General features: G+C 60.7%; 8 protein-coding genes and 6 pseudogenes. 7 read left to right on the top strand and 7 right to left on the bottom strand.

The window, feature by feature from the left end:
* Nucleotides 1-453: 453 nt before the first annotated feature.
* Together E5X34_RS32165 and E5X34_RS32160 are read right to left on the bottom strand one after the other, a co-directional pair.
* Complete coding sequence (locus E5X34_RS32165; RefSeq protein WP_024504268.1) at nucleotides 454-1512, bottom strand: class I SAM-dependent methyltransferase; 1059 nt, start codon at nucleotides 1510-1512, stop codon at nucleotides 454-456.
* 57 nt (nucleotides 1513-1569) lie between these two features.
* Nucleotides 1570-1791: pseudogene (locus E5X34_RS32160) on the bottom strand (insulinase family protein); the annotation flags it as partial.
* Between the two features lie 1057 nt (nucleotides 1792-2848).
* Between E5X34_RS32160 and E5X34_RS32155 the strand changes: the two are divergent.
* The 3 genes and pseudogenes from E5X34_RS32155 to E5X34_RS32145 form a co-directional block, all read left to right on the top strand.
* Nucleotides 2849-3295: an extracellular solute-binding protein gene (locus E5X34_RS32155; protein WP_236383562.1), complete on the top strand. Its 447-nt coding sequence runs from the start codon at nucleotides 2849-2851 to the stop codon at nucleotides 3293-3295.
* A 157-nt stretch (nucleotides 3296-3452) separates the two neighbouring features.
* Entirely contained in the window at nucleotides 3453-3761 is a 309-nt protein-coding gene (locus E5X34_RS32150; protein ID WP_292573161.1) for a helix-turn-helix domain-containing protein, read from the top strand.
* 1181 nt (nucleotides 3762-4942) lie between these two features.
* A pseudogene (locus tag E5X34_RS32145) lies at nucleotides 4943-5137 on the top strand (DUF459 domain-containing protein); the annotation flags it as partial.
* A 69-nt stretch (nucleotides 5138-5206) separates the two neighbouring features.
* Here E5X34_RS32145 and E5X34_RS32140 read toward each other — a convergent pair.
* The 4 genes and pseudogenes from E5X34_RS32140 to E5X34_RS32125 all read right to left on the bottom strand — a co-directional run.
* Nucleotides 5207-6661 carry a glutamate synthase subunit beta gene (locus tag E5X34_RS32140; protein ID WP_063169408.1) on the bottom strand — a complete coding sequence of 485 codons (1455 nt, stop codon included), beginning with the start codon at nucleotides 6659-6661 and terminating at the stop codon, nucleotides 5207-5209.
* A 41-nt stretch (nucleotides 6662-6702) separates the two neighbouring features.
* Nucleotides 6703-6866: pseudogene (locus tag E5X34_RS32135) on the bottom strand (thioredoxin domain-containing protein); the annotation flags it as partial.
* 278 nt (nucleotides 6867-7144) lie between these two features.
* Nucleotides 7145-7414 (bottom strand): annotated as a pseudogene (locus E5X34_RS32130) (pyridoxal-phosphate dependent enzyme); the annotation flags it as partial.
* Between the two features lie 8 nt (nucleotides 7415-7422).
* A pseudogene (locus tag E5X34_RS32125) lies at nucleotides 7423-7627 on the bottom strand (isopenicillin N synthase family oxygenase); the annotation flags it as partial.
* A gap of 801 nt (nucleotides 7628-8428) precedes the next feature.
* Here E5X34_RS32125 and E5X34_RS32120 point away from each other — a divergent pair.
* The 3 genes and pseudogenes from E5X34_RS32120 to E5X34_RS32980 form a co-directional block, all read left to right on the top strand.
* A pseudogene (locus E5X34_RS32120) lies at nucleotides 8429-8708 on the top strand (DUF411 domain-containing protein); the annotation flags it as partial.
* A 9-nt stretch (nucleotides 8709-8717) separates the two neighbouring features.
* Complete coding sequence (locus E5X34_RS32115; protein ID WP_127312611.1) at nucleotides 8718-8951, top strand: hypothetical protein; 234 nt, start codon at nucleotides 8718-8720, stop codon at nucleotides 8949-8951.
* Between the two features lie 41 nt (nucleotides 8952-8992).
* Nucleotides 8993-9484, top strand: a complete 492-nt coding sequence (locus tag E5X34_RS32980; RefSeq protein WP_244514239.1) for a cytochrome c — start codon at nucleotides 8993-8995, stop codon at nucleotides 9482-9484.
* Nucleotides 9485-9722: 238 nt separating this feature from the next.
* On the opposite strand, the gene E5X34_RS32100 is transcribed toward E5X34_RS32980, so the two are convergent.
* Complete coding sequence (locus E5X34_RS32100; protein ID WP_063169404.1) at nucleotides 9723-10139, bottom strand: hypothetical protein; 417 nt, start codon at nucleotides 10137-10139, stop codon at nucleotides 9723-9725.
* A gap of 696 nt (nucleotides 10140-10835) precedes the next feature.
* Here E5X34_RS32100 and E5X34_RS32095 point away from each other — a divergent pair.
* The gene (locus E5X34_RS32095) at nucleotides 10836-11111 is read left to right on the top strand and encodes a hypothetical protein (RefSeq protein WP_063169403.1); all 276 of its coding nucleotides are present in this window, start codon (nucleotides 10836-10838) and stop codon (nucleotides 11109-11111) included.
* Nucleotides 11112-11391 lie beyond the last annotated feature (280 nt).

Raw genomic sequence — 11391 nt, 5'->3', positions numbered from 1 at the left:
TTCAAATCCGGCCGAAGCCGGTCGCCGCTTAGGGCTCGGATTGTTCACGGTCGACTAGTGAGCACTCTCCAATATGTTAGGCTCTGTCGCAGTAGCGCAACAAGCTCAGTCTTTGGATGGGTGGTATGAGGATGAGACGACTGAATGTGTACAGGCTCAGTCTTTTTATCGAGGCTCTCGTTTTTGTCGTAAGCGCGTTCGGTGCGACGTGGCTTACCAGCTTTGTGAACGCGCCATGGTGGACATATGTGATTATAGCGGCCATCGCTATGGGCATGTTCGTCGCCGTGCGTGGGGTCCTTTCTGAGCCGCAACGTATGGGACTCTTGGCACACAACTCGGCAGCGACCTCTGCGTGAACCCAGACGCCTTGAAAATGTGCCCGATGCGTCCGGATTTTTGGCGGTGATCTTCATCAAATGCGATGAGCTGCAATTTCTGGCGACGGCCACGCTAAGGGCGGGCCTCCAGCACCATGTTGAACGGTGTCTCCGCGGCGCGACGCAATCGCTTGAAGCCGCCGCCGGTCACAACCTTGCGCAGCCTCGCCTCACCGGCCTGGGCTCCAAGCGCGAGCCCGACTTCCTGCGACACGGATGCGGGCGTGCACACGAAAGTGGAAGCGGCATAGTAAACGCGGCCGACGGGATTGAGGTTCGCCGCCAGATGATCATGCGCGAACGGCTCGACGATCATCCACGTGCCGTCCGGCTTGAGCGATCCGTGGACATGGGTGGCGGCGCCCGTCGGGTCGCCCATGTCGTGAAGGCAATCGAAGAATGTGACGAGGTCATAGGTTCCGGGATAGCTCTTGGCGGCCGCCACGTCGAACCGCGTGTTAACGCCGACGCCGGCTACCTCGGCCGCCTTGCGGGCGCGCTCAATCGAAGGGGCATGATAGTCGAAGCCGACGAAGCGCGAATTGGGGAAGGCCTGTGCCATGAGCACGGTCGATGCACCATGACCGCATCCAACATCCGCGACGTCCACGCCGCGTTCGAGCTTCTCGACGACGCCCTCCAAGGCCGGCAGCCAGGAGTCGATCAGATTGGCATTGTAGCCTGGACGGAAGAACCGTTCCGTACCGCGAAACAGACACGCGCTATGATCGTGCCACCCGACGCCCTTGCCGGACTGGAATGCCTGCCTCACCTTTTCTTCATCGAGCCACAGCGCGGACAGGAACTCGAATGCGCCTGCCATGAAGGCCGGGCTGTCTTCATCAGCGAACACCAGCTCTTGCTCGGCGTTGAGATAGAATTTGTCGCTCGCTTCATCGTAGTCGACGTAACCCGCCGCCGCCTGCCCGGAAAGCCATTCCCTTACGAGGCGTTCCTGGGTGCCGGTGCGTGTCGAAAGTTCGGCGGCCGTCATCTTGCCGCCTTCGCGCAATGCCTTGAACAGGCCGAGTCTGTCCCCCAGCAGGACTCCCGCGCCCGTTGCGATCGCACCGAGATCGCCGACCATTTTCCCCAAGAATGCGTCCAACTTTTCCTGATTCGCTTCAGACATCTGAATCTCCCTTTGGGTTCAATCTCTCCAGGCGACGGAGCCGTGCTCGTCATGAGGCGCCTTGAGCATCAGATGCTCGAAGACATGCAGATATCCCCGGCGGCTCATTCCGCGCTGCCGATCCTGCACCAGACCATATGGGTGACGACCGGCGCGGTGGTCGGGAATGACAGCCACCTCCATGCCGTTGAAAAGCAGGAAATCCGTCACTTTGCCCTCGTCGGTAACCGGCGGAGCCGGAGTGGTCGTCACCAGGGCAAGCCCTGTTGCAGCAGGTATCCTTGGGCAGCCTGTCAGAACATCGATGACTCCGGTTGTGGTGCCGGGGTGGGCGATCAGGGGCCAAGTGATTGTTCCGCGGCGGCTGTATGTTGTGGTAAGGTGATCATGCGAACTCTTGTTGGTCGGTCACGTGTTTTGCGGATGACCCGCATGTACTGTGCCAAATGAGAAAACCATTCAAACGCAATCCAGTAGATCTGACTGTATCCGACATTGTCGGAATTTGGACATCGCCGAACGCGAAGCGCTCGGGGCTTGTGACGATACTTGAGCGTGCTGCTTCGGAGGAGGGATGAGCCTCGAACCGGCCGCGAGGCCTTTTTCTGGCAACGGATATTCCGGCCGGGTTAGGCCGCGAGGAAAGCGACGGTGAATAAGAGGTAGAGGACCAACCGTTTTGAGCGGGTAGTTGCCGTGTTGCGCCCCCAGGCAAAGGCCAGCACCACGGAGCAGTATTTCTGGTGGCGATACTACAACGCCTTTTAGTGCCGGTTACCCGTTTTTACCCAGTTGGCCTGGTGCATTCAGAGCGAGCTCGTTGGAAACCGCTTATTGTGGCTATGAGCGAACTCGGGATGGAGGAGTGGACCCAAAAATTGGCAAAATGCCCCAGGGAGGATTACATGGGTCGCTCATTCCCCGTACTCGTTACAGGTGCGCGTCGCTTCGCAAACAGCTTGCTTTTGACTTGGCGTTTTTTGCCGTCTCGGCATCGCTCACTAATTCGGCCGCTGCCGACACCGTGAACTGGCGTCAATTCGAAGGGACCAGCATAACTTGGGCCTACGACATCCACCCCTATGCGGATGCTCTCGCTGCGCAATTTCCGGAGTTCGAGAAGCTGACCCGGCATCAAGGTCACGCCGGAACTCTACCCAGACGATTCTTACTGGAACAAGATGACGATCCAACTGACGACGAAGTCGCCAGCATGGGATGTGTTCGGCACTGGCATTCAGCCCGCGTAGGACCTCGCTCCGAGTGGCGCCCTGGAGCCGCTGGACAAATACCTGAGCGATTGGAAGCTTACCGATGCTGGATACGACTACATTACGTGGACATGATCAAGAAGTGCGCGGCTCCTTCCTTCGCGTCCGGCCGCAGCGCGATGACGATCGACTCAAATATGTTCGGCTTCTGGAACGATGTTGCGGGGAAGCCGGCATCCGGCAAGATCGCCTTCGCTCCGCCGCTGCACGCACCGAGCGCCACGAGCTTGGAGTCTGACATCTGGATCTGGGCTCTCGCCATGAACGCGGCTTCCGAAAAGAAGGGCACGGCCTGGCTGTTCATCCCGTGGGCCACCTCCAAGCAGGTGGCGCTCAAGGGTGCCCTTGCTGGCCAGCTCGTCAATCCGCCGCGCACGTCGACCTGGCAGACGACACCTGGACTAAGTACGCTTCGCAGCCCGAGTTCAACAACTTCGTTGACAGCTTCAAAAAGATACAGGACCAAGCCGCGCTGGCTTTCACACCGCGTGTCGGCTTCGGCGAAGCCATGAACGCATGGGCCGTGGCGATGCAGAAGATGGTAAACGGCGATGACGTCGAGACGACGTTGAGGGCGCTTGCCGAAGAAATCCGCACTGGCCTCTGATCAAAAGGAACAGGGCAGTACTATTGCACTGCCCTGTTCCCGCCAACGGCGGAGATCACGCCGTGTCACCCCAAGCACTTAAACCCAGCGTGCCGATGGCAGCCGAAGGACCTGGCGCGCGCGCCTCGTCCGGTTCGGCTTCGCTGGAGGGGCGTTCCATCGACTGTTTCAGCCTTGCAATCATCCAGGCGCTGGCCAAAAGCCAGATGGAGCGCCGGCTCAGGAACCGGCGCAAAAACTCGAGCCTGCCGGCGCTGATCGAGCTGGTGCTGGCGCGGCCGCTGGTGTCGGCAGGTCTGGTCGCGGCCGAGCAGAAAATTAGCCAGCGCGCTGCGCTCGGGCTGGTGCCGAACTCGGCATCCGTGAGGTGACCGGCAGGGGGCGCTACCGGGCGTGGGACCCCGTTTAGCTGCGGCGGGCTTTGGCGAAAGCGACAGCACTGATGATTTTTGCTGTACGCTCATTCTCCCTCATCTGCGCGTTGACAGAAAACCAGCAGGCGAGGGTCACAGCACGCTGTGCTCCCCGCGATTTCCGGAAAACCAATGAAAAACGACTTTGATCGATCGCGCGGGACGTATCATTCAACCATGTCGAGAACGGGCGTGACGGCACGTACACTATGGACCGAGAGAACTTTGTCTGGCGACTTTGCGCACGCTTGCAAAACTCTTCGGAAAACTTCCTTCTGTTGATCCAATGATCGTAATGAGCTGGAGTGGCATCGCCGCTCTCCTCGGTTCTTGCTCTCTCAGTTGAACTTGATGCTAGCCTGCACGAAAACGCCGTAGCGCTTTGCCTTCCAATCGTCGGCCTGCGGGGAACCACGACCGCCCATTGCCTCTTCGAAATGAGCGGTGCCGTTATTCGCCACGGCCGCAACACCGCCTCGAGCTGGACGCCATGCCCATCGCCGTCTTCGGGAATTAGCTTGATCTTGGGCGCATGTGGTGCTGCTCTTTGCCGTCGAGCCGCGTGAAGAGGAACGCCACGTCACCAGAAAGGCTGAGTCGCTCGGTGAGTTGCGTCTGCCCGGCCAAGCCGAGTCGCAGCGAATGCCAATCGTTGTCCTGGCTGAGAGGTTGACGTAGGTGGGACGGTTGGCACACAGGTTCCCCAGTTGGTCGCCTGCTGCGTGCAACCGAAAGCATCGTAGCTCTCGTGCCAGAAATTGTTGCCAACAAAAGCACCGATGCGGTAGCGCGGTGAGTTCAAGAAATTATATCCAAGATCGGCGGTGAAATAGCTGACGCCGCCCCCGCGCTGATCACTGAATGTGTTTGAGTAGCCCCCCATTTCCGTAAGAAGTCCTCGTCATGAGAAAATCCTCCCTGATGCCGCCCGCACCGAGGAGGCCTTTACGAAAATGCCAGTCGGATTGTGGACTCGAATGCGCGTCTAGATCGTCATAGGTGAGCCGCGAGACCAGTGACGTACCTTTATGATTGTAAAGTTCCTTCGATGCGTTGCCGGTACTGGCCAGTAACGTAGTCCACCCTCGAAGGAAAAGACTGAGGCCGCCGACCCGGCTACCGACGCCGACTCGCAATCACCGGCACTCGACGGCGGTTCGGAACTTCTCGGTGCCGCAGCGCCGGCCAAGCCGGACGGGCCCGGTGAAAAATTCGTCGTCGAGGGCAAGGCGCCCGCTGCTGCGCCCGGCCGCGCCGACGATTTTTCTTGGCCGCCAAGGCGGCAGCCTGCGGCCGGGGCCACAACCGAAACGACCACGGCGATCAGTCCGTAAGCTGCCCGGGGCAGCGGAAGGGCGGAAAGCGCCTTCAGGTGGCCGCACAAGTAGGGTCTCGAGACGGACTCAGCGCGGCAGCACGCTCGATCCCATCAGCGCCTCATCGATGGCGCGCGCCGCCTGGCGGCCCTCGCGGATCGCCCAGACGACCAGCGACTGGCCGCGCCGCACGTCGCCCGCCGCATAGAGCTTTTCGACGCTGGTCCTGTAGTCCCGGTCATTGGCCTCGACATTCTTCGAGCGGCGGCTGTCAATGGCGATCTTCATCTGGCCGGCCAGTTCCGACACCGGCCCGCGAGCGGCTGGCCCGGCAAAGCCGATGGCGATGAACGCGAGATCGGCGCGGATGACGAATTCGGTGCCGGCGATCGGCTTGCGCTTTTCGTCGACTTCGCAGCATTTGACCCCGGTCAGCTGGCCGTTTTCGCCGATGAATTCAAGCGTCGCCACCTGGAATTCGCGCTCGGCGCCTTCGGCCTGCGAGGATGACGTGCGCATCTTGGTCGCCCAGTATGGCCAGACCGACAGCTTGTCTTCCTTTTCCGGCGGCTGCGGCCGGATGTCGAGCTGGGTGACGCGCACCGCGCCCTGGCGGAAGGCGGTGCCGACGCAGTCGGAGGCAGTGTCGCCGCCGCCGACGACGACGACATGCTGGCCGCCGGCGAGGATCGGATGCGACGGCCACGCCACCGACTGGATCGGTTCGCCGCCGACACGCCTGTTCTGCTGCACCAGATAGGGCATCGCGTCATGCACGCCGCCGAGATCGTCGCCGGGAATGCCGGCCGCGCGCGGCGTTTCGGAACCGCCGCAATAAAGCACGGCGTCATGTTCGGCGAGCAGCTCGGCAACCGGCTTGTCGACGCCGACATTGACGCCGCAATGGAAGGTGACGCCCTCGCCCTGCATCTGCTCGATGCGCCGGTCGATATAGTGCTTCTCGATCTTGAAGTCGGGAATGCCGTAACGCATCAACCCGCCGGGCCGGCTCTCGCGCTCATAGACATGGACGTCGTGGCCGGCGCGGCCGAGCTGCTGGGCAGCCGACATGCCGGCCGGGCCGGAGCCGATGACGGCGACGCGCTTGCCGGTCTTCTTCTCCGGCGGATAGGGCCTGATATGGCCGGTCTCGTAAGCCTTGTCGGCGATCGCCTGCTCGACCGTCTTGATGGCGACGGGGATGTCCTCGAGGTTCAGCGTGCAGGCTTCCTCGCAAGGTGCGGGGCAGATGCGGCCGGTGAACTCCGGGAAATTGTTGGTCGAATGCAGGTTGCGGATCGCATTGTCCCAGTCGCCATTGTAGACGAGGTCGTTCCAGTCCGGGATCTGGTTGTGGATCGGGCAGCCCGTCGGCCCATGGCAGAACGGAATGCCGCAATCCATGCAGCGCGCGGCCTGTTTCTCGACCTCTTTGTCGGACATCGGCAGCGTGAATTCGCGGAAATGCCGGATGCGGTCGGAGGCCGGCTGGTACTTGTGCACCTGCCGGTCGATTTCGAGAAAGCCTGTTACCTTGCCCATAGTCCAGTTCCTGCTGTCCAGATGGTGCGCCTGGCGACGCCCTGCAGCTGGATCAGATGGGGCATCCCGTCCACACATGGGCCGCACCAAGTTGCCCAAAATTCGACTATGTACACTTGCCGGGCTCAAAGCTCGTGAGGGGCTCGCCATGCAGCCAGTTCTCGACTCTAATCGAAGGAGCCGGGGACTCCATCTGCAATACCACGTTGCGGTCCAAAGCTATTTCCAAAGGTTTCTGCACGAGCTGGTTTCCTCTCAGAGACGGCACACGGGTTCAGGGAGGAGCGCATCGCTCGTCTTGCCCCATTGAGTGCAGTCACAGTCACTCAGTCTCAAAAGCCATGCCAACGCGCTCAGCGCGCAGTTAGCGCCCATTGCTTCGAAAAACCTCGTCAGTGCCCAGATGTTGGTTGTAATGAACCTGACATTTGTCTGACGCTGTCAGCTTTTGGACACGCGATCACGCGCTTCGTGCCGCCAGATGGCCAGGCCGAGCCCTGTGTTGCCAGCGGTCGCTTCGATGATTGTACCGCCCCGCGCGTGCCACGCTGTTCGGCATTAACGATCATCGACAACGCAATGCGATCCTTGATCGATCCGCCGGGATTCTGGCTTTCGATCTTGACGAAGCGACGACACCTGCCGGTATCGAATCTCTTCAGTTCGACGACCGGCGTCTCCCCAATCAGATCGAGCACTGACAAATGGCGGACGCAGGCGAGAGGACGCCTTTGTCGACGGTCGGCGGAACATCTCGAGGCTCATGCGGCTGCGGTCTCCAGAATGTCGGCATAGTGCCGTTGCGCAATATCGGGATGCGAGCGCAGTCGGCTCTTCAGCAGTTGCGGAACAGGGGATTGTCGGGGTCGCTGGCGGGGCACCCGCTTCGGCAGCCAGTTCAGGCGGCAGGTCAAGAAACCGTATGTCGGCATCAAGCCGCGCGCCGAAGAAGAAGGGAATAGAAACAGTGCCCTTCGAAAGACCCAGGGCGACGGAAATCATTGCATCGGGCGAGTTCATGCGCCTGAAGCAGCGCTGGCTGCAACTGCTTCATAGCGACAGGCGGGCGGAGACTCTAGCGGGGCTTTCGCCGCTTGGTTGATTGAGGCTCTCGACGAAGCCACTAAGATTCGGCGGCCGATAATAGCTTGCTGCTCATTGGGACGCCGACCAACGCCGGGATTGAGAAAGGCAACCCTGCCCCACAAGGCGGGTGTCACACGTGCGGTGCGTCCGCTCGTCGCGCCGGATGGTCTTTGAGACCTGGGTTCACGGCTATTCAGATGCACCCCTGTCGGCTTTTCGGTGCAGGCCGCCAGGCGGCGTGTTGCAGCAGCGGTAATTAGTTTGAGAGCGTGCGAGCACGGGCTGCATAGTGAGATCATTTGCCGGCGTGGGGACCAAGGTGTGGCGCAGCCTTAGAGAACTCAACACCGAGACCGGAGCAACGGAGACGGCTCTTTCGTCGAGACAGTTTAATTGGAAGGCCGAGAAGCACCGGCTGGGTAGCGTCACGCCGCATCATTCTTTGCGGAGCTGGAGCGCGCGGGATCGCTGGAGCGGCTGGTGAAAGCGGTTGCCGGGGCGCACGCCAACAACAACACGTGAGCTGGCGCCTCGTGTGGCAAAAGGAGGGGGCGAGAGCCCATGGCCTGCAATGAAGCGATCAAGCATTGCGATCGTGGAACCAAGCTGCCTAGTCGACCATCCGGACCGCGGCCTTCAAGCCAGCTCGCCTTGGAATCGGCCTTCCAGGAATCACCGTCAAGGCCGACTCACGACCTTTTCGCCATGAGCCGCGAAGAGGGCATTCCGCCGGAAGCCGATGGCTGCCTTCTCTCGTTCATCGACGGCTATGTGGTGAGCGGCCATGTGCCGGTCGGCACGGTCAACAAGCTCTTGACCGAGCGGCCCGACATCAAAGGGCATGACGCTGCCCGGCATGCCGATGGGCTCCCCCGGCATGAGTGGCACGAAGGAAGCGCCCTTCGAGATTCTCGAAATCCGAAAGTCTGACGCGACCGGCGGCATCTACGCCACGGAATAGGAGGCTTCGATGATGGAATGCATGAGCGGCATGATGATGTTCGGCACGGGCCTGGTGTGGCTGCTTGTCGTCGTCGTGCTCGTCCTCGGGACGGCCGCGCTGATCAAATACCTGTTCTCCAGCGGCGGCAAAGGAGAAGGGCGTCGGTCCTCTTATCGATGCGTGGCCGCGGCAGGCCTCGGATTGGTCTGGACATTGCCTTGGCTCGCCAACCGGATGGCCGCGCCCCGGCCGCGGCGATAGCGCTAGGCAAGACGGTTTTAGCCAGGCGAAGGTCAGCGCGATTGGAAAGCCCGCTGCCTTCGGGACGCATGCCGGCGCCGGGACCGGCCGCGGTCGTCGGCGGCGGCTACCAGAGCGACATGCCGGGCTTCGGGAATGTCCTCACCGACGAGGAGATCCGGGCCGTTCTGGCCTTCATCAAAAGCACATGGCCCGAGCGGGAACGCGCCTATCAGGCAGATGAGCCGCCGGGAGCGGGAGCAGACACAGTGAGACCAATCCTAGCCGCGGAGCCCTCGAACGCCCCCAACCGGAATGCATTGTCCATGAAAGCGAAACCGTCGCTTGCGATTCAATTTCTGGCGCTGATCCTCGGGACCTCCGCGCTGGCCCACCATCCGGGCGCCGATCTCGACAAGATGAGGGACAGCGCGGAGAGGTTCTTCCAGGCGATCGACGAGCAGGCCGCGCCGCCTTTCGAACTGGCCGACGCGGACGGAAGGGCCGTCCGCCTTCCGATCTCTCCGACAAGATCGTGGTGCTCTACTTCATGACGAGGTAACCTTGGAAGAAGAAGGCGACGGCCACTGGCGGCAGGATGGCAAGCACGCTGGCCGCAAAAAGCGGCCCATACTCATAGAAGCGGGCCGGTTCTGTCGCAAATCGTGCTTTTGGCCACAACTGGACGCTTTCGCGCGCTTATGGACCAGCTCACATGACAGGGCTCGACGTGCCCCGGGGTGGCGCCCTACTTCCACGCTCGCACTGTCACACTCCCGCCGAAAGGCGGGTTTAGTGAGTTATGGCAGTGACTGTGCCACCAGTCCAAACGTCGAGTTTCGCGGCAACTTCGACGCTTTCCTTAGCTGACTTGCCCAAAACCAGCGCGGCCAAAGCATACTGCTTGCCGCTCCCGATGGCATAATATTCACCTTTCACGGGATCACTTGGCAGCCAATTGCCGTCCAACAATACGGCTTCCCCATTTTTGCGCACTATCAGCGCCTCAAATTCAAAATTGTCGTCGTTGCGCGGCACAGGAATATCAGAAACATCCATGCCCTTCTCAACCCAGTCTCGAACGGCCTTTGGAATACCCAAGGACGAAGAGGAAACGCCGATGAGTGTGCCGTCGCATAAGCGAAACACCTTCGTTTTCTCACCGACGGATACTGAGTCAAAACCCAAGGCTCGGCCGTCGCCAGCCATGGTTCCGTTCCTGTAAGCTATTGTTGTCATTGGCACCCTTCTATCGCTGCATCAAACTTCAGGACCTTGCGCATGTCCCCTGTGTCAAGGTCACTGACCGACGGCCTATTTGCCTGATACACGATACAGGCTGCGCTCCTTGAGTTCGCGCACGGGTGGCCGTCATCTTGCCGCCTTCGCGCAATGCCTTGAACAGGCCGAGTCTGTCCCCCAGCGGGAATGACAACCACCTCCATGTCGTTGAAACGCAGGAAATCCGTCACTTTGCCTCGTCGGTAACGGGCGGAGCCGGAGCGGTCGTCACCGGGCAAGCGCGGTCGCAGTAGGTATCCTGGGCAGCCCGTCAGACATGGATGGCTTCGGTTGTGTCATGCGACTTCTTGTTGGTCGGTCACGTGTTTCCGGATAACCAGCATGCGCTGTGCCAAATGAGAAAACCATTTAAAGTCAATCCAGCAGATCTGACTGTATTCCGACATTGTCGGAAATTGGACATCGCCGAACGCGGGCGCTCGGGGCTTGTGATGATACTTGGGCGTGCTGCTTCGGAGGAGGGATGCGCCTCGTACCGGCCGCGAAGCCTTCCTGCATTTAAGGCGCCAGATCAATTGATGCGATGCCGGGCAGCGTCGCAGCGGCTAAGCCAGCCACTCGCATTGCTCCCTGACAGGATGGTGCCGATCCTGCTGAGATCGCATGCTGGCGCGACGTTGCTTTGCGGCCACCGTCGCGCCTGCCCGTGAACTGTTCGCGCCTGTGCTCATGCTCGCCTTGACACCCTCGATGGGTCCATCCGGGATGGTCAACCATCCGGAACATAGCGGGCAGGCGGGCATCTTCACCAGCAGTCTCTGTGTCGCTCTCGTGGCGGCAAACAAGATCGAGGCTGGCGGGGTGATGATCAACGGTCCTCGAACCATCGATTTTGATCGCGGTGGCCGTTCAGTGCGTTCAAGCACGAGGCGCCGTTAGACGGCACCGCAGCATCATAGCGAAGTGCCATGCAGGACGACTCCCTGCAGCATCGTCTCGCGCAGCCAAACACTTGCCGGATCACTGTTGTGAACGGCCGGGCGTTTGACGGCCTGTGACGCGAAAAGGCAACGGAAGATCTAGCATTTATGGGGGAAATGTTTTTTCGGAGTGCTTGACCCGCAGGAAGGGCAGGGCATGACTGCCTATCGCCCGACCCGGCAAGGCCGCACTCATGACCGGCTGGGCTCGGTTAATCCTGCATGCCGCGCCCATGAGG

The sequence above is a fragment of the Mesorhizobium sp. genome (assembly GCF_004963255.1).
Taxonomy (GTDB): Bacteria; Pseudomonadota; Alphaproteobacteria; order Rhizobiales; family Rhizobiaceae; genus Mesorhizobium.
Note: the sequence above shows the minus strand (reverse complement) of the source record. Positions and strands in the feature narration are given on the sequence as shown.

Bases quoted from the DNA above. Each gene is read 5' to 3' on its own strand.
- E5X34_RS32165 (WP_024504268.1), bottom strand. From the start codon at position 1,512: ATGTCTGAAGCGAATCAGGAAAAGTTGGACGCATTCTTGGGGAAAATG.
- E5X34_RS32140 (WP_063169408.1), bottom strand. From the start codon at position 6,661: ATGGGCAAGGTAACAGGCTTTCTCGAAATCGACCGGCAGGTGCACAAG.
- E5X34_RS32115 (WP_127312611.1), top strand. From the start codon at position 8,718: ATGATGGAATGCATGAGCGGCATGATGATGTTCGGCACGGGCCTGGTG.
- E5X34_RS32100 (WP_063169404.1), bottom strand. From the start codon at position 10,139: ATGGCTGGCGACGGCCGAGCCTTGGGTTTTGACTCAGTATCCGTCGGT.
- E5X34_RS32095 (WP_063169403.1), top strand. From the start codon at position 10,836: ATGCTGGCGCGACGTTGCTTTGCGGCCACCGTCGCGCCTGCCCGTGAA.